The organism is Kitasatospora sp. NPDC098652 (assembly GCF_044760155.1).
Classification (GTDB): domain Bacteria; phylum Actinomycetota; class Actinomycetes; order Streptomycetales; family Streptomycetaceae; genus Kitasatospora.
The window spans coordinates 96,692-113,619 of sequence record NZ_JBIWAQ010000018.1 but is presented as its reverse complement, the minus strand read 5'-3'; the positions used below and the strand labels follow the sequence as shown (position 1 = coordinate 113,619).

The window sequence follows — 16,928 nt, the reverse complement described above, 5'->3', positions numbered from 1 at the left end:
ATCCCCATCAGGGTCTCAAGTCCGGATGGCCAGGGCGAGGAGAGTATCGACCGCGACTTCCAAGGGGCGCGTGCTCCGTTGAACCTGGGCGAGCAGCAGTCCGCCTTGCAGGGTGGCGAGCATGGTGGTGGCCAGGGCGTCCGGGTCGATGCCGGGTGCGAGCTTCCCGTCGGCGTGGAGCGACGTGAGTCCTTCGCTGATGGCAGCTGACCACTGCTCGAATCCGGCGGCGATGAGGGCTCGGGACTCGGGGTCGCTCTCGGCGAGTTGGCCGCCGAGCGAGCCGAGTGGGCAGCCTCCCTTGGCCTGGCCGTGCTTCACCCCGGCGATCAGCATGTCCCGCCAGGCTGCGATTCCGTCTTCGCTGCCGAGCGCCTGCCGATTGTGAGCGACGAGAGTGTCGGCCTGGTAGTCGATGACCGCCTGCAGGAGCTCGTTCTTGTCGGGAAAGTAGTGGTAGAGCTGCGAGCCGCTGACCTCCGCTGCCCCCTTGACGTCTTCCAGGGTGGTACCCGCGACCCCGCGCTCGTGGATCAAGGCCGCAGCCCCCTCCACGATTCGGCCCCGGACGCGCTCGCCCTTCGCGGTGAGCCGCGGCCGATTGTTCGTCTTGTTCGCCATGCACCCATGGTAGCGATTCTGAGTTTGACAGCCCAGTCTGGGCCGGGTCAGACTGAGTTGCACAACCCACTTTGAAGGCCACGTGACTCGCCGACGCAGCACCGGCCCCCGCGAAGCGGCATGAGCCGTTCAACCTGATCGGCCCCGCAGAAGATGAGAGGGAATCCCGATGAGCACACTCCCGGGAAAGACCGTGATGATCACGGGCGCCAACGGCGGGATCGGCAAGGACGTGGCCCGGCAACTGGCCCTGCGACCGGAGACGACCCGCATCTACTTGGCCTGCCGCAACCGAGACCGGGCGACAACGGCAAAGGCCGAGCTCGAAGCCGCCACCGGCCGACGAATCTTCGACATCGTCGTCATGGACGTCGCCGATCTGGGCTCGGTCCGCGCCGGCCTTGCCGCCGTCGACGGAAACGTCGACGCACTGGTCATGAACGCCGGCGTCATCGGCCCGAGATCGATGGAGTTGACCGCTGACGGGGTCACCAATGTGTTCGCGACGAATGTTCTCGGCCACGTCGTCCTCCTCGAAGGACTCCTGGCCGAGGGACGGCTCGGCGAGGTCGCGGTCCTCGCCGGAAGTGAAGCAGCCAGGGGACTTCCGATGCTGCGGATGAAGCGGCCGTCCTTCGCCTCAACCTCTGCCGACGAACTCGCCACCGTCATCGACGGCAGATTCTTCGCCGACGGAAAGACCGACTTCAACCTCGCCTTCGGGCAGGCCAAGTACATCGGGGCCCTCTGGATGGCCTACCTGGCCCGCCGGCACCCCGACCGCCGCTTCATCACCGTGAGCCCCGGCGCCACCACCGGCACCCAAGCCGCCAACAACATCGCCCTACCGCTGCGCATGGCGTCCAAGTACGTCCTGCCCGCCCTGGGGATCTCCCACAAGCTCGAGGTCGGCGCGAAGCGACTGGTCGACGGCGTCACCGACCCGACCCTGGCCAGCGGGGTGTTCTACGCCAGCGCGGCCAACAAGCTGAAGGGCCCCCTGGTCAACCAGGCGGACATCTTCCCCGACCTGGCCAACCCGTCGTTTCAGGACCACGCCAACGAGGCCATCCACCGCTTCATCGTCTAGGCGTCGGCCCGTAGACGTGGGCAAACGACGGAGAGGACGGCACGACGGAGACGGGATTGATGATCATGGAATTGTCTTCGTCCCGCCGGCGGCGGACCGGTGTCACCGTGGTCGTCCCCGCCCGGCCCCCGCCCGGCCCGGGGGCTCAGCCCGCGCGCCGTACCGGGCTCTCGTCCTCGGCCCCGGCCACCCACTCCGGCAGCGGCTCGCGCCGGGCGAGCCAGCCGGCGGCCTCCCCGCCCAGGCCGGTGCGGGCGGCGACCACGCCGCCGGTGATGGCGCAGGTGGTGTCCACATCGCCCAGGCCCTCGGCGGTGGTCCACAGGGCGTCGGTGAGGCTGTCGAGGTGGTGGGCGGCCGACCACAGGGCGAAGGGCACGGTGTCGCCGGCCCGCACCCGCTGCCCGTTGCCCAGCAGGTCCGCCGCGCGCCAGGGCTCGGTGTCCGGGGCGAGTTCGGCGGCCCGGGCCAGGCCCTCGCGCACCGGGCCGGCCGGGGTGCGCCCGGCCACCTCGGCGAGGAAGTCGGCCCCGGCCGGTGCTGGTGCCGGAGCCGGAGCCGGAGCCGGTGCCGGTGCCGGTGCCGGAGCCCCGGCGCCCCCGCGTCCGCGCGCGGCCAGCGCGGCCGCCAGCGCCACGGCCACCGCGCCGGCGATCCCCTCGGGGTGGGCGTGCGTCACCTCGGCCGACAGCGCGGCCTGTTCCGCGGCCTCGTCCAGGTCCGCGTGGAACCAGGCGCCCAGCGGCGCCACCCGCATCGCCGCACCGTTGCCCAGGCTGCCCTGCCCGTCGAACAGCCTGCGCGACTCCTCGCGCCACGCCGACGGCCGCCCGGCCAGCCGGGGCAGCAGCAGGCTCATGCCGTTGCCGTAACCGCGGTAGGCGTCGGCCAGGTACGTCGCCCCGAAGGCCTGGGCCAGGCGCTCCTGGTGCACCGCCTCGTACGCGGTGAGGATCCCGTACACCGACAGCGCCATCGCCGTGTCGTCGGTCCAGTGCCACGGGGTCTCCGGCGGCACCTGCCGGGCCCGGATCTGTGCGAACGCCACCTTCGGTGTGCGGAAGAGCGGGAACCACCGCTCGCCGAAGCCGTCCCCGAGCGCCAGGCCCTCCAACGCGTCACGTGCTGCCGAATACGTCATGGCCGCATGATCGCACCGGCCGCGCCCCGGCGGTGCGGTGGTCCGGCGTCAGTTCGCCGTGACCGGGAGGAGGCCGCGCTCGCCGAAGACCTTCTTGGCGACGAAGGTCGCGTTCAGCGCCCTGGGGAACCCGCAGTACACGGCCGAGTGCAGCAGCGCCTCGGTGATCTCCACGGGGGTGAGGCCGACGTTGAGCGAGGCGTTGATGTGGACCTCCAGCTGCGGCTCGCAGCCGCCGAGCGCGGTGAGCATCCCCAGGGTCACCAACTGCCGGTCGCGCGGGGCGAGTTCGGGGCGGCTGTAGACGTCGCCGAAGCCCCAGGCGACGACCTGGTGGGCCAGCTCCGGGCTGATGTCGGCCAGCGCGTCCACCACCCGCTGCCCGCCCTCCCCGTCGACCCGGGTGAGCACCTCCATGCCCCGCTCGAACCGCTCCTGCCGCTGCCCGGCCCCCTGCTCCGCAACACCCATGGCGCCTGTCCTCTCCTCGTACCCGTTCCCGTGCCGCGGCCCCGGCCGACCGGCCCTGACCACGGAAGGAACCGTAGGACTTGGAGCGCACTCCAACTCAAGGCCGGGCCGGAACCGCCGCCCGCGGCACCCGGACGCACGACACCCCGGCAGGGCGCCTGTTGCGGTTGGGTCACGGAGTGTCCGATTCATCGGGCATTGCACGGGAGTGCGGTGATTGATTTTGTTGGCGAGAAGGTCATCGGACTCTCATAATCCCTGCTGAGACGCGTGATGGCCGGTCCGGGAAAGCCGTGGGGGAGCGGATTGCGACGGTGGCCCACGTGCGACATTCCGATCATTCCCATGGGGGGAGTCCTTTGCCCGCGCCCGAGAACGAGAGCGCCGCGTTCACCGACCCGCCGCCGGTCGTCGTAGCGCAGCCGGCCGTCGTAGCGCCCGAGCCCGCAGCCGCGCCGGAAGCGGCTGCCGTGCCCGAGCCCACGCCTGCGCCCGAGCCCGCGCCTGCGCCCGAGCCCGCCGACCCGGCCCCGGCGGCCCCGGCCCCGCGCCGGTTGCCGCGCGCCGTCGGGGTCGCGCTGGCCACCGCCGGACTGCTCGCCGTCACGGCGGCCAGCGCCGCGGTGACCGTCGCCGTCGGCAAGCCGGACGGCCACCCGGCCGCCGCGCCCGCACCGCGTGCCACCGCCACCGCCACCGCCCCGGCGAGCGGCGGCCCGAGCGCCGCCGCGAGCGCCACGCCCTCCGCCGTACCCGTCCCGGTGCCGACGGCCGTCCCGACCGAGCCCGCCCCGGCGAGCACCGTCAAGGGCACCGTCAGCGGCGGCAAGCACGACGGCGACCTGCGCTACTTCCTGCTCCCGATCCCGGCCGGCGGCGAGTCCTACGGGCCCGCCGACGGGATGGCGATGACCCGTGACGACGTCTCCGAGATGTTCGGCAAGCCGGACGACATCGACACCATCCTCAGCCGCCTCGGCTACCGGGACGGCGCCACCCGCACCTACCGCACCGCCGACGGCACCGCCGAAGTCACCGTCACCCTGCTGCACTTCGGCTCCGCCGACCTGGCGAGCCGGTTCGTCCAGGGCTACACCGTCAAGTCGCAGGAACCGATCGACATCGACGGCGACCCCAACGCCCACGGCTTCCGCCGCAAGCCCAAGAACGAGGCCTACACCGGCTCGATGACCGGCATCTCCAGCCAGGGCGACGTCCAGTACACCGTCGACGTCGAGGTCAAGGGCACGCCGGACAAGGCGCTGCTGAACGACCTGATGAAGCGCCAGCGCGAGTGGCTCGCCTCCGGCGGCTGAGCCCGCGCCCGCGCGATCGCCCCACGACGTCCTCCCGCCCCTCCTCCTCAGGAGTCGCTTCCGTGACCACCGAACCCGAGCAGCCGCCGTCCGCGGCCGACGAACCGTCCGACCCGTCCGCGTCGGGCGCGTCGGCCGAACCGCCGACGCCGCCGCTGCCGCCCGTACCGCCCGTACCACCGGTGCCCCAGGTCCCGCCGGTGCCCCCCGTCCCGGCGCCGTCCCCCTGGTCGGCCCAGGCATCGGCGCACCAGGCGCCGGTCGTCGAGGAGTTCGCCCCTACGGCGGACGTCCACGCCGACTACCTGTCGGCCGGCCCCGAGACCGCCCCGCGCCCCCCGCGCCGCCCCCGCCCGGTGCTGCTGTCCGTCTGCGCCCTGGTCGTGGGCGTGCTGGCCGGCGGCGGCGTCGGCTACGCGATCCAGGCCCAGCGCCCGCCCACGCCGCTGCCCCCGCTCCAGGTCGCCCTGCCCGCCTACCCGGCCGAGACGGTCGACCCCGCCGCCCTCGCCGCCGCCCAGCCCCCGCCGCCCGCCATCGAGGGCGACCTGACCAAGCTGCTGATCAGCGCCCCCGACGGCAGCACCGCCTGGGGCGACTACCCGGACAAGCCCGGCTGGATGTCGATCGGCGAACTCGCCGAACGCAAGGGCGACGCGGCCGTCGTCTTCAAGGACCTCGCCACGTCCGGCTTCCGGCGCGCCGCCGAGGTGGACTGGATGAAGGACGACGTCCGCTACCGGGTCACGCTCACCCAGTACACGCCCGAGCACATCGACGAGGCCGCGGCCTTCCACGGGCAGACCTTCGCCGACGACACCGACGGCGGCTACCGGGTGGACCCCGAACCCAGGCACTGGTCCGACACCAAGGACCAGTACTACTACGGCCACGCCGCCGCCCAGCGCGGCACGGTGCTGATGACCGTCGAGGTGTTCAGCCCCAAGCCGGTGGAATCCGGGGACCTCAAGGCCCTCGCCAAGCAGCAGTGGGAGCGGCTGGCATGACCGACGACTCCGTGACCGACGACTCCGTGGCCGCCGTGCCGGCCACCCCGGCCGAGCCGCACACCCCGGCCGCCCCGGCCGAGCCACTCATCCCGGCCACCCCGGCCACCCCGGCTACCCCGGCAACTCCGGCCACCCCGGCCGAGCGGACCCCCGCGGCCACCGAACCGGCCGCGCCCGCAGGCCAGTCGGCCCCCGCGCCGAACCCCGCCCCGCGCCGCCTGCTGCGCGCGGGCGCCGCCACCGTCGCCGCCGCCCTGGTCGGCGTGGTCATCGGCGTCGGCATCATCAAGACCCAGTACGACGACCCCGCCCCGGTCGCCGCCGCCGGCCCCACCGGCACCCCCGCCCCGACCGCCACCCCCACGCCCTTCGGCGCCAAGTCCAACGGCAGCCACTTCGGCTCGCTGCGCGACCTGCTGCTGCCCGTCCCGGCCGGCTACGCACCGGGCCCCGACGAGGGCGGCTACGGCAACGACACCGAACTCGGCGCCGGACAGCTGACCGACGAGATGGACGCCGAGCTCCAGCAGGTCCCCAAGGACAAGCGCGACAAGCTCCGCTCCTACTGGCAGGGCCTGCACGTCAAGGGCACCGGCGTGCGGACCTACCGCAACGACGACGGCAACCTGGTGATCGGCCTGCGGCTGCGCCAGTTCAACCAGCAGGAGGTGCAACGGATCAACGAGTACACCGCGGTGTTCACCGGCGACACCGGCATCTTCCGCTCCGGCCCGCAGATCCCCGGCCACCCCGAGGCGCACTGCTACCTGATGCCCGCGCCGCCGTCCGCGCCGATCGACTACCTGGAGTGCTCGGCCGCCGAGGGCGACCTCCTGGTGATCATGAGCGCCGAGGGCGTGGCACCGCTGCCCAAGGACAGGATCGTGGCCCTCTTCACCATGCAGCTCGACCGCCTCGCCAGCCCCGGAGCCTCCGTATGACCGACGACCACGCCGCCACCCCGCAGCCCGGGCCGCAGTCCGCCCCGGAGTTCGCCCCGGCGCTCGACGCCGACCCGGCCCCCGCCCCCGCCCCGCCGCCGGCCGCCGAGGAGCAGGCCCTCGCGGCACGGGCCGCCGAGGAGCAGGCCGCCCACCGCGCCCGCCGCCGCAAGGCCGCGGTGCGCTGGGGCTGCGCCGTCCTGGTGTTCGCCCTGGCCGGCACCGGCACCGCGCTGGCCGTCACCGCGCCCGAGCGTACCGACATCCCCGGCCTGGCCACCGCCGGCGACGGCCGCTACACCTTCCCGCCGCTGGCCCTGCCGCCGCTGCCCTCGGGCAAGGCCGCGCCCAACCTCAAGGACAAGAGCAAGGACAAGAGCACCGCCGTGCACCTGGCGGACCTGCGGTACCTGCTGCTGCCCGCGCCCAAGGAGGCCGGCGGCTCGGTGAACCCGCCGGTCTTCCCGGCCCCGACGGTCCCGACGGGTTCGGCCTCCGCGAGCCCGAGCGCCTCCGACACCCCGTCCGGCACCCCGTCCGACGCCCCGTCCGACGCCCCGTCCGGCACCTCCTCGGCCTCCGCGAGCCCGAGCGCCTCCGGCACGGCGTCGGCGGCCCCCGACGGGGCGGCCCCGGCGAACTGGGTGTCCTGCGACGCGCTGCTCGGCGACCTGCAGAACCCGGCCCGGATGCGCACCCTGCTGCGGCAGAACGTGTGCCGCGCGGCCACCGTCCGGGAGTGGACCGCCTCCGACGGCACCAGCACCCGGATCCGGCTGATGCGCTTCGGCACCTCCGCCGAGGCCTGGGACACCTTCTCCCGGACGCGCTCGGAGATCCAGCTCAAGGCCGCGCCCGACGCGCGGACCGCGACCTCCTCGGCCGACGGCGAGCTGCCGGACGGTGTCGAGGTGACCCGCAAGGAGTCCCGGGAGACCGCGGGCAAGGACGTGCCGACGACCCGGCTGGCGTTGGTGTCGGCCTCCGACGTGGTGGCCGTGATCACCATGACCAACCCGCGCGGCGTGCCCGCCGCGGCCTTCCGCCAGGTGGTCGACCTCCAGTCCGACCTGCTCGCCTGAGCGCTGCGCCCACCCGAGGGCCCCGCACCCCCCGCGCAACGGGCGGGTGCGGGGCCCTCGGCCCGTCACGGTACGGGCGGCCCGGCCGGCCCCGGGCCGCTCCGCCGGCCCCGGACCGTTCCACCGGCCCCGGCCCGGCCGGTGTGCCGTACCCGAACGGCCCGCCGGGCGCCGGGCGGTGACAGAACGGTGACGAATCCCTGATGAATCCCTTGCGAAAACCGGCGCTCCGCGGACTTACGATCATCGGCGCCCGGTGACCACACCGCCGGGTCACCACACATGGGGGAACGACGGATGAGCACACCGGCACCGGGCGGGTTCGGAGTCAACCACGCCGCGCTGGACAAGGCGCACGCCACGCTGACCAACCTGGCCCACGACTGCCCGGGCGCGGGCGCGGTCGCCGACGACGCCACCGGGACGGCGGTCGGCGCCCTCAAGAACTGGGACAGCGCCGGGGCGTTGAAGGACTCGCTGGACGAGTGGCACCAGCAGGTCAAGGCGCTGACCGGGCGGCTGAACGCCAACGCCGCCGCGATGCAGAGCACCAGCGCCAACTACCGCAGTACCAACCTGTCCATCGCCCAGTCCCTCCAGGTGCAGTGACCATGCTCGGATACGAAGACGTCATCAACGCCAACCCGGACGCGCTGACCTCGGCCGCCACCCAGTGGCGCGCGATGGCCACCCGCTTCCACACCATGCAGACCACCATGGAGCAGGACGTCCTGGGCGGAAGCGGCAACGGCGGCGGCATCGGCGGCAACGGCCTGTTCACCCCGGGCGGCTCCGGCCTGCCGGGCAGCGGCGGCCCCTGGTGGACGGGCGGCACCGCGAACCTGGCCAACGCGGCGCTGCTGGCCACCAAGGGCCAGATCGTCGACGCCCAGACCGAGGCCAACGCGATGGCCTCGCTGCTCGACGAGGCGCACGCCGACTTCGCCGCCGCGCAGAAGCAGACCCGCGACGCCGCCGACGGCGCCGTCAAGGACGGCTTCAAGGTGACCGGCACCGGCACCGCCGTGTTCGACGAGAGCACCCTCGACCCGGCCACCCGCCAGGCCCTGCACCACGACCCGGAGGCCCGGCAGTCCTACCAGGACGCGGCCGACAAGTGGACCAAGGCGATCGCGGCCGGCATCCAGGCCGCCACCCGCGCCGACCAGCGCATCGCCGCCGCCCTGCGCGGCGCCTCCAAGGCCGGCAACCCGCTGGACACCACCTTCAACGGCCAGGCCGTGGGCGGCGGCGACGCCGGTGACGCCCAGCGTGCCGCCGACCTGGCCACCCACCTGAACGACCTGACCCCGGAGCAACTGGTCCAGCTGCAGGACCTGATGAAGGACAAGGCCGACCACCCCGCCTTCTCCCAAGGCCTGTTGGACCGGCTCGGCCCGGACGGCATGCTCAAGCTCGCCGGGAAGCTGAGCAGCCCCGGCGGCGACCGCAAGGCCGCCTACACCGACCTCCAGGGCGGCCTCACCCACGCGCTGGCCTCCGCCACCCAGGACACCAACACCGACTTCTACCGGCGCTGGCGCGCGGGCATGGCCAAGGTCGGCTGCGACGGGGACCACAACTACGGCTCCAACACCGACCCGGTGTACGGGTACCAGGTCCTCACCACGCTGATGACCAAGGGCGACGCCACGTACTCGGCCGGGATGCTCGGCGACCTGGCCGACGACATCACCGCCGCGGAGAAGAAGACCCCCGACGCGTGGTCCTACAAGGCCAACCACAACGGCACCGCGCTGGGCGCCGACCCGCTGGACAACGTGCTCGCCGTGATGGGCCGCGAGCCGGACGCCGCCACCGCCTACCTGGACCCCAACTCCGGCGGCGGCAACCAGCACCTGCACTACCTGCTCAAGGACCGCAAGTGGCCCGAGGGCTGGGTCAGTTCGATGGCCGGCCCGTTCAAGACGCCCGACCCGCTGTCGCAGAGCGGCCTGGGCGCGGCGCTGGAGGCCGCCACCACCGGCCAGCCGGCCGGCGCCCCGCACACCGGGCACCACACCGAGGCCCAGGCCCGGATCATGCACGACACCGTCACCACCCTGGACGAGGGCCAGGGCGGCAACAAGGTCAACGCCAACCTGCGCCAGCCGCTGGCCAACGCGCTGGCCGACTACACCAACGACAGCCACGAGATCTTCAACGGCCGCAACTCCCAGTACCTGGACCACGGCAGCACGGTGTGGACCGACGCGAACGGCACCGTGCACATGGGCGTCGGCGAGGACAGCCTGGTGCGGGTGATGCGCGGACTGTCCGACAACCCCGACGCCTACGCCACCCTGCACCAGGCCGAGAGCGCGAAGATCGCCCAGGAGCTGTCCTCGATCGGGCCCCACCCCTCGCAGAACGACGTCCAGGACGTGATGAACAAGGGCGCCGCCGGCCTGGGCGTCTACGACGCGATCCGCGCCGACGTCGCCATGGGCCAGCGCGACGACGCCAACCTCCAGGCCGACTGGAAGGCCAAGGTCGCCTACCACGTGGTCGGCGCCCCGCTCACCCCCATCCCGTGGGTCGGCGACAGCGCCCAGCGCCTGGTCGACACCTGGGCCTGGGAGTGGGACAACCAGATGAAGGACCACAACAACAGCGTCGCCAACGCCAAGATCTCCGACACCTACCTGGACGCCAACAACGAGATGACCCACCTGGTCAGCGGCTGGGCCAAGGACCGCGGCATGGACCCGGACAGCAGCATGATCCACGTCGTCGAGGACGCCTCCCACGACCGCCGCTCCACCAGCGCCACCACCGCCGGCCACTTCCTGGGCCGCGGCAACTCCTGACGCAGCGTCAACTGTGGTGCGGCCGCCGACCCGAAGTCCAGGGGGCGGCGGCCGCAGCCGCGTCGTCAGGCGCGGTGGTACTGGACGGGGGTGTGCACCTCACCGCCCAGCTGGCCGGCCGCGTGGCGGGCCCAGGAGGGGTTGCGCAGCAGTTCGCGGCCGAGCAGGACGGCGTCGGCGCGGCCGGCGGCGAGGATCTCCTGGGCCTGGGCCGGCTCGGTGATCAGGCCGACGGCGGCCACCGGCAGGCCGGCCTGGTCGCGCACCGCCTCGGCGAAGGGCACCTGGTAGCCGGGGCCGGCCTCGATCGCGGCGTCGGGCACCAGGCCGCCGGTGGAGACGTCCAGCAGGTCCACGCCGTGCGCCTGGAGCTCCTTGGCCAGGCGGACGGTGTCCTGCGAGGTCCAGCCCTCGCGGCCGTCCTGCGGGTTCTCGGTGAGCCAGTCGGTGGCCGAGACGCGGAAGAACAGCGGCAGCTCCTGCGGCCACACCTCGCGCACCGCGTCGACGACCTCCAGCGCGAAGCGGATGCGGCCCTCGAAGGAGCCGCCGTAGGCGTCGGTGCGGCGGTTGCTCTCGGGGGAGAGGAACTGGTGGATCAGGTAGCCGTGCGCGCCGTGGACCTCGACGACCTGGAAGCCCGCCGCCAGGGCGCGCCGCGCGGCGTCGGCGAACTGCCGGACGATCCCGCCGATCTGATCGACCGTCAGCTCCTCGGGGGTGGTGTGCTCGGGCGAGAAGGGCAGCGCGCTGGGGGCGAGAGGGGTCCAGCCGTGCTCCTCCTCGGGGGCCAGGGCGCGCCCGCGGTCCACCCAGGTCCGCTCGGTGGAGGCCTTGCGCCCGGCGTGCCCGAGCTGGACGGCCGGCACGGTGCCCTGGGCCTTGAGGAAGTCGGTGATCCGGCGGAACGCCTCGACCTGGGTGTCGTTCCACAGCCCGAGGTCGTACGGGCTGATCCGCCCCTCGGGGCTGACCGCCGTGGCCTCCGTGATGATCAGCCCGGTGCCGCCGGCGGCCCGCGCCGCCTGGTGGGTGTAGTGCCAGTCCGTGGGGACCCCGGCGGCCTCTCCGGCCGGTGCGGCGCTGTACTGGCACATCGGCGGCATCCAGACCCGGTTGGGAACGGTCAGTTCCCGCAGCGTGTACGGGGTGAAGAGGGTGGTGCTCATGTCGGACTCCCGGTGGGAACGGCAGCGCCAGGACACAGGCGCTTGCTGATGCGCTTTATATGTCAACACAATAGTTGCACGGGACGACACTTTCAACGGGGAGCCCTGGCCCCCACCCCAGGGCGTGGCCGCCGTGCCGCTGGCCGCCGGGTTCTGGGTCGCCCTCGCCTTCCGCGACGAACGCGAACTCGCCCCCGCCACCGGCGGCCTGCCCCCGGGCGTCGAACGCGACGACCCCCTCCCACCCCACCCCAAGTACCCCGGGTACCTCGACCGGTGGGTCTTCCGGGCCGTCCTGAACCGCCTGAACGGCGTCGACGACACGGCGGACGCCCCCTGGTGAGGAGAAACGGCGGCGCCGTCCGGGGAACCCCGGACGGCGCCGCCGGCCGACGAACCGTCAGCGCACCGTCTGCGCCACCCGCTGCGCCGGGACGCCCGGCGCCCGGCCCGTACGCGGCGCGGCCGGGGAGGCGCCCAGCGCCGTACCGCGGGTCTCCTCCGCCCACAGCACGCACACCAGCAGGCCCAGCGCCGTCACCCCGGCGGCGATCAGCATGGTCGGGCCGGTGCCCAGGCCGGTCAGCGACAGCGGCAGCAGGTAGGTGCCCACCGCGGCGCCGATCCGGCTGACCGAGGTGGCCATGCCCACGGCGGTGGCCCGGATCTCGGTCGGGAACAGCTCGTTGGGGTAGGTCCAGTCGAGCACGTTCGGCCCGCCGCACAGGAAGGCGTACGCGCACAGCGCGGTCAGCGCCACGGCCGCCGGGGCGGTGGGCCACACGCCCAGCAGCGCCAGCGGCACGGTCATCAGCGCGAAGGACCAGATGATGACGGGGCGCCGGCCCTTGGTGTCGATCAGGCGCAGCGCCGGGTAGCAGCCGAGCAGGAAGACCAGGCTGATCAGCCCGGTGCCCAGGGTCTCCATCACGGTGCCGCCGGGCATGCCGAAGGAGGACAGGATCTGCGGGCCGAAGGTGAGCATCGCGAACAGCGGGCCGACCTGGCACAGGAAGAACAGGCCGCAGAACAGGGTGCGGCGCCGGTAGGGCGGGGTCATCAGCAGCCGCAGCCCGCCGGCGGCGCGGGCGCGCCCGGCCGGGTCGGGCATCAGCTCGCGGCCGTCGACCCGCACCCCCAGGTGCTTCTCCACCACGCGCACCGCCTCGCCGACCCGCCCGTTGGCGGCCAGCCAGCGCGGCGACTCCGGCGAGCCGCGGCGGATCACCAGGAACACCACGCACAGCACGGTGGAGCTGGCCAGCATCCACCGCCAGCTGCCCGGTCCGGCCAGCTCCAGGAACAGGTAGCCCACCACGTAGGCGAGCACCGAGCCGGCGTACCAGGCGACGATCTGCTGGCCGAGCAGCCGCCCGCGGTGCTTGGCGGGCAGCCACTCGGCCAGCAGGGAGGTGGCGATCGGGTAGTCGGCGGCCACCGCCATGCCGAGCACGAAGCGCAGCACGGTGATCGCCCACACCGAGTCGACCCAGAACGAGAGCACCGAGCAGGCGACCATCACCAGCAGGTCGGCGGTGTACATCACCTCCCGGCCGATCCTGTCGGTCAGCACGCCGAACACGGCGCCGCCGACGAACATGCCCACCAGGGCGGCGGCGCCGATCAGGCTGACCTGCGCGGTGGACAGGCCCAGGTCGGGGCGCATCCCGATCAGGGCGACACCGACGATGCTCAGGATGTAGCCGTCGAGCAGCGGCCCGCCGGAACAGGCCAGGGCCAGCCTGCGGTGGAAGGCGGTGTACGGGGCGTTGTCGATCGTTTGGGACATGGGCTTCGGGGTCCTCCGGGACGTACGGCCACGTGCTCGTCACGCGTCCCGTGCGCCGGGTAGACGGCAGGGAACGGCGCCGCCCACAGCGGACGGCGCCCTCGCCCGACCACGCCGGGCGACCGTCCACGGTTGCCCGGATACGCACGGTGAACCACCGGGCCGAAGGTCGGCCGGATTCGTGCCCAAGGTCCCGAAGCGGACAGGGCCTTCGCCCGTGCCGATCCACGCCCCGCCCAGTCCTCAGGGGCTCTGACGCCGCCCGCCCGCCTGCCCGGGGTCGGTGAGTGACCCTCATCACTTCCGGCGCCGCGGAGTGTGGGACCCGCCACGTTTCGCCGCACCGGTCCGGATTTCAGCGGTCCGAGGTCGACCACGTGCTCCCGCCCGGCCGGTGGCGGTCGGCCGTCCCGGCCGGGCGGGGAGGGGGGTTCAGGAGGCGGTCGGGTGGGGCGGGTGGTTGCGGGCCTGCCTGCAGGCCTCCTGCTGGAGGATGACGGCGATCTGGTCGACGTCGTCGTTGACGTCGAAGAAGCCCTGGATGTTGGGGACGGCGGCGCCGTTGACGCCGACGAAGAAGGTGTAGAGGTGGCCGTCGTCCGCCTGGAGGTAGCCCGCGTAGGTCTGGGCGTTGATGGCGAACTGCTGGTTGAGCCAGTCGAAGCCGATGATGGTGCCGGGCTTGGCGAAGACCTTGCCCTTGGCCGGGCAGGCGTCGGTGTTGCAGTAGAGCGCGCCGGTGCCGGACACGCCGAGGATCGGCAGCGAGGTGCGGAAGGCGTCCGCGTCGGGGGTGTGCAGCCAGTACGCCAGCAGCTGGTTGAGCCCGGTGGGCGTGACGCGGTCGACGGGGACGTCGCCGCGGCCGTCGGCCAGCTGGAACTGGGTCGGGTCGACCTTCGCCGTCGTGGTGAGGAAGTCGTGGACGACGGGGAAGCCGTCGAAGCAGTTGCTGCTGCCGCGGCCGACGGCCATGTTGCACAGGGCCAGGTTGGCGCCGAGGTTGTGGCTGACGTTCAGGATCAGCTTGGCGTACTCGCGGTACGGCGGGGAGACGAAGGCGGCCACCTGGGGGTCGCCGCTGTACGAGGCGGGCAGCGCGGCCTGCGGGTTGGGCCCGGTGGGCGGGGCGGTGACGGTGACCCCGGCGCGGCCCAGGGCCTCGATCAGGGCGGTGCGCCCGAACGCGTTGGGGTCCTGGACCTGGGAGATCTTCAAGGTGGGCGGGGCGTCGGCGGCGATGGTGCCGGAGAGGGTGATGCCCGTGCCGTCGGGGGAGGCGCTGACCTGGATGTCGGTGGTGCCGCCCGGGTCGACGGTGCGGACGTTCGAGGTGACCTGGTAGGGCGCGACCTGCGGGCGCCAGCTCAGCTGGGCGGGCTGCCCGGGGGAGGAGGGCGTGGTCAGCAGGTCGATGACGTTGTCGTTGATGATGAGGGGGGTCGGCTGGGGGTTGAGCGCGGGGGGCGTGAACAGCCGCGGGTCGATGACGACGTCGCCGTCGACGGTGGTGATGCCCGAGTCGCGGACCTGACGGGCGATCTGGTCCAGGCCGGCGAGCGGGTCCTCCGGGGTGAGGGTGGCGCCCGGGACGTCGTCGGCGTAGGTGTGGTCGATGGGGGTGAAGTCGACCGACCCGTCCGGTTTGGTGCGGCCGCCCATGGTGAGGTCGCCCTGGGCGACGAGCGCCAGGTTCCCGGTGAGGGTCGAGCCGTCGAGGCGGCCGACGGCGTGCACCGGCGTGGTGAAGCGGTGGTCGGGGCCCAGGGCGTGCCAGGCGCCGGAGATGGTGATCAGCTTGACGGTCGAACCCGGCATGAAGAACTGGTCGGGGTAGCGGGAGTGGAGGACCCGCCCGTCCTCGGGGTCGATCTCCAGCAGCCCCCACTGGGCGTGCTGGTAGGCGGGCTTGTTCATGATCGCCGTGATGTCGGGACCGAGGTCGTCCTGCGGGTTCTCCCCGGGCGCGGCGGCGGCCGTACCGGCCACGACCGCGAGTGCGACGCCGACGACGGCCCAGGGCCGAAGCCGGCCGCGGATCCTTGCTCTCATCTGCCCAGCCGTTCCTCGAGTCGGAAGCCCCGATTCGCGGGGCGCTCAAGGCGCACATGGTAGGTATCCGGACTCCCGGCGCCGGGATCCCGGACGGTGTGCTGACGGCGCGGGGGGGTGAGAACCATCCGATCGGTCGAAGGCGGGCGTCTGATAACAGTAGGCCCGGACCGCATCCGCTGCGGTCCGGGCCGTCACCGCAGCGGTGCGGGGGGCCGTGACTTGGGGGAGAGAACCTGTGCGTGTGCAGACCGAGCAGCTGGAGCAGCCCGCTGCCGAGACCACCGACAAGCGATCCGTACGGCACGCCCTGCTGATCTCGCTGGGCAGCGGCATCGGCTACCTGCCGTTCGCCCTGACCATCCCGATCCTGCCCGGCCTCGTCACGGGCCCGCTGCACGGCGGTCCCGCCGAGGTCGGCGCCGTCGTCGGCGGTTACGCGCTGACCGCGCTGCTGGCCCGCCCGGTGTCGGGCGCGCTGATGAACCGCCTCGGTGCCCGGGCCCTGACCATCGGCGGAGCGCTCCTGACCACGCTCGCCACCGTCTGCTACCCGCTCGCCGGGTCGGTCGCCCAACTCGTCGGCCTGCGCATGCTGGTGGGCATCGGCATGGGCGTGATGCTGGCCGCGACCGGGGTCTGGCCGGTCCAACTGGTCGCCAAGGACCGGCAGGGCTGGGCGCTGGGGCTGAGCGGCACCGTCATCTACGTGGCCATCGGCGTGGGCGCTCCGCTGGGCACCCTGGTCGAGCACCTGGTGGGCACCACGGCCACGTTCGTGATCGCCGGGCTGCTCGCCCTGCCCGTCATCCTCATCGCCCTGTCCGTGCCCGAGGTGCGCGTGCCCGCGAAGTCGGCGGAGCGGGCCGGCATCGAGCGGGGCCGGGCCCTGCTGGGCACCGTGCTGCCCAGCATCGCGCTGGTCTTCACCGCCTTCGGCTTCGCGGCCGTCTCCGGCTTCGCGGTCGCCAAGTTCGACGCCCTCGGGGTCGCCGGGGGAGCGGCCGTGGTCACCGCGTACTCCCTGACCGTGGTGCTGCTGCGGGTGGCGAGCACCTGGATCCGCTGGGAGGCCACCCGGCCGGTGGCGCTCGCCGCCCTGTTCCTGGTCGAGGCCCTGGGGGTCGCGCTCATCGGGCTGTCGGACGGCCTCGGCGCGGGGGTGATCGGCGGTGTGCTCACCGGGGTCGGCATGTGGCAGATCTACCCGGTGCTGGGGCTGTTCGTGGTGCGCTCGGTCGGCGAACGCCAGCGCGCCACGGCGCTGTCGACCTTCGGGGCCTGCTTCACCGTGGGCCTCGCCGCCGGCAGCGGCTCGCTGGGGCTGGTCGCCGAGGCCACCGGGTACCGGACGATGTTCCTGGTCTGCGCGGCCTGCGTGGGCCTGGGGCTGCTGGTGGCCGTGGCGGCCGCCCGCGTCGCCCGGATCCGCTGAC

Annotated in this window: 15 protein-coding genes; 9 read left to right on the top strand and 6 right to left on the bottom strand. The window is 73.3% G+C overall.

Going from position 1 to position 16,928, the window contains the following annotated elements:
- Positions 1–15 precede the first annotated feature (15 nt).
- Positions 16–621, bottom strand: a complete 606-nt coding sequence (locus tag ACIQWA_RS30775; RefSeq protein WP_402487963.1) for a TetR/AcrR family transcriptional regulator — start codon at positions 619–621, stop codon at positions 16–18.
- A gap of 196 nt (positions 622–817) precedes the next feature.
- Between ACIQWA_RS30775 and ACIQWA_RS30770 the strand changes: the two genes are divergently transcribed.
- On the top strand, positions 818–1,711 hold the full coding sequence (locus tag ACIQWA_RS30770; RefSeq protein WP_402487965.1) for an SDR family NAD(P)-dependent oxidoreductase: 894 nt from the start codon (positions 818–820) through the stop codon (positions 1,709–1,711).
- Positions 1,712–1,856: 145 nt separating this feature from the next.
- Here the strand turns inward: ACIQWA_RS30770 and ACIQWA_RS30765 are convergent, their stop codons facing one another.
- Positions 1,857–2,852: an ADP-ribosylglycohydrolase family protein gene (locus ACIQWA_RS30765; RefSeq protein WP_402487967.1), complete on the bottom strand. Its 996-nt coding sequence runs from the start codon at positions 2,850–2,852 to the stop codon at positions 1,857–1,859.
- Between the two features lie 48 nt (positions 2,853–2,900).
- On the bottom strand, positions 2,901–3,323 hold the full coding sequence (locus ACIQWA_RS30760; protein WP_402487969.1) for a carboxymuconolactone decarboxylase family protein: 423 nt from the start codon (positions 3,321–3,323) through the stop codon (positions 2,901–2,903).
- Positions 3,324–3,682: 359 nt separating this feature from the next.
- On the opposite strand from ACIQWA_RS30760, the gene ACIQWA_RS30755 reads away from it, so the two are divergent.
- From ACIQWA_RS30755 to ACIQWA_RS30730, 6 genes are all read left to right on the top strand, one after another.
- The gene (locus tag ACIQWA_RS30755; RefSeq protein WP_402487971.1) at positions 3,683–4,639 is read left to right on the top strand and encodes a hypothetical protein; all 957 of its coding nucleotides are present in this window, start codon (positions 3,683–3,685) and stop codon (positions 4,637–4,639) included.
- Positions 4,640–4,701: 62 nt separating this feature from the next.
- On the top strand, positions 4,702–5,646 hold the full coding sequence (locus ACIQWA_RS30750) for a hypothetical protein (RefSeq protein WP_402487973.1): 945 nt from the start codon (positions 4,702–4,704) through the stop codon (positions 5,644–5,646).
- Positions 5,643–6,590: a hypothetical protein gene (locus ACIQWA_RS30745; protein WP_402487975.1), complete on the top strand. Its 948-nt coding sequence runs from the start codon at positions 5,643–5,645 to the stop codon at positions 6,588–6,590. Before ACIQWA_RS30750 ends, ACIQWA_RS30745 begins: the two co-directional genes overlap by 4 nt.
- Positions 6,587–7,672 (top strand): hypothetical protein, encoded by a 1,086-nt coding sequence (locus ACIQWA_RS30740; protein WP_402487976.1) that lies wholly within the window; start codon positions 6,587–6,589, stop codon positions 7,670–7,672. Before ACIQWA_RS30745 ends, ACIQWA_RS30740 begins: the two co-directional genes overlap by 4 nt.
- Before the next feature lie 297 nt (positions 7,673–7,969).
- Positions 7,970–8,281 (top strand): hypothetical protein, encoded by a 312-nt coding sequence (locus ACIQWA_RS30735; RefSeq protein ID WP_360232043.1) that lies wholly within the window; start codon positions 7,970–7,972, stop codon positions 8,279–8,281.
- A gap of 2 nt (positions 8,282–8,283) precedes the next feature.
- Positions 8,284–10,482, top strand: a complete 2,199-nt coding sequence (locus ACIQWA_RS30730; RefSeq protein WP_402487978.1) for a DUF6571 family protein — start codon at positions 8,284–8,286, stop codon at positions 10,480–10,482.
- Between the two features lie 65 nt (positions 10,483–10,547).
- On the opposite strand, the gene ACIQWA_RS30725 is transcribed toward ACIQWA_RS30730, so the two are convergent.
- Positions 10,548–11,651, bottom strand: a complete 1,104-nt coding sequence (locus ACIQWA_RS30725; protein ID WP_402487980.1) for an NADH:flavin oxidoreductase/NADH oxidase — start codon at positions 11,649–11,651, stop codon at positions 10,548–10,550.
- Between the two features lie 124 nt (positions 11,652–11,775).
- Here ACIQWA_RS30725 and ACIQWA_RS30720 point away from each other — a divergent pair, with 124 nt between their 5' ends.
- A complete protein-coding gene (locus ACIQWA_RS30720) occupies positions 11,776–11,994 on the top strand; it encodes a hypothetical protein (RefSeq protein WP_402487982.1) in 219 nt (72 codons plus the stop codon).
- 57 nt (positions 11,995–12,051) lie between these two features.
- Here the strand turns inward: ACIQWA_RS30720 and ACIQWA_RS30715 are convergent, their stop codons facing one another.
- The gene (locus tag ACIQWA_RS30715; protein ID WP_402487984.1) at positions 12,052–13,440 is read right to left on the bottom strand and encodes an MFS transporter; all 1,389 of its coding nucleotides are present in this window, start codon (positions 13,438–13,440) and stop codon (positions 12,052–12,054) included.
- Between the two features lie 432 nt (positions 13,441–13,872).
- Positions 13,873–15,492 (bottom strand): D-alanyl-D-alanine carboxypeptidase/D-alanyl-D-alanine-endopeptidase, encoded by a 1,620-nt coding sequence (gene dacB, locus ACIQWA_RS30710; protein WP_402487986.1) that lies wholly within the window; start codon positions 15,490–15,492, stop codon positions 13,873–13,875.
- Positions 15,493–15,730: 238 nt separating this feature from the next.
- On the opposite strand from dacB, the gene ACIQWA_RS30705 reads away from it, so the two are divergent.
- Entirely contained in the window at positions 15,731–16,927 is a 1,197-nt protein-coding gene (locus ACIQWA_RS30705) for an MFS transporter (RefSeq protein ID WP_402487988.1), read from the top strand.
- Position 16,928: the final 1 nt, after the last annotated feature.

Bases quoted from the DNA above. Each gene is read 5' to 3' on its own strand.
- ACIQWA_RS30740 (WP_402487976.1), top strand. From the start codon at position 6,587: ATGACCGACGACCACGCCGCCACCCCGCAGCCCGGGCCGCAGTCCGCC.
- ACIQWA_RS30725 (WP_402487980.1), bottom strand. From the start codon at position 11,651: ATGAGCACCACCCTCTTCACCCCGTACACGCTGCGGGAACTGACCGTT.
- ACIQWA_RS30715 (WP_402487984.1), bottom strand. From the start codon at position 13,440: ATGTCCCAAACGATCGACAACGCCCCGTACACCGCCTTCCACCGCAGG.
- ACIQWA_RS30775 (WP_402487963.1), bottom strand. From the start codon at position 621: ATGGCGAACAAGACGAACAATCGGCCGCGGCTCACCGCGAAGGGCGAG.
- ACIQWA_RS30770 (WP_402487965.1), top strand. From the start codon at position 818: ATGATCACGGGCGCCAACGGCGGGATCGGCAAGGACGTGGCCCGGCAA.
- ACIQWA_RS30730 (WP_402487978.1), top strand. From the start codon at position 8,284: ATGCTCGGATACGAAGACGTCATCAACGCCAACCCGGACGCGCTGACC.
- ACIQWA_RS30765 (WP_402487967.1), bottom strand. From the start codon at position 2,852: ATGACGTATTCGGCAGCACGTGACGCGTTGGAGGGCCTGGCGCTCGGG.
- ACIQWA_RS30735 (WP_360232043.1), top strand. From the start codon at position 7,970: ATGAGCACACCGGCACCGGGCGGGTTCGGAGTCAACCACGCCGCGCTG.
- ACIQWA_RS30745 (WP_402487975.1), top strand. From the start codon at position 5,643: ATGACCGACGACTCCGTGACCGACGACTCCGTGGCCGCCGTGCCGGCC.
- ACIQWA_RS30760 (WP_402487969.1), bottom strand. From the start codon at position 3,323: ATGGGTGTTGCGGAGCAGGGGGCCGGGCAGCGGCAGGAGCGGTTCGAG.
- dacB (WP_402487986.1), bottom strand. From the start codon at position 15,492: ATGAGAGCAAGGATCCGCGGCCGGCTTCGGCCCTGGGCCGTCGTCGGC.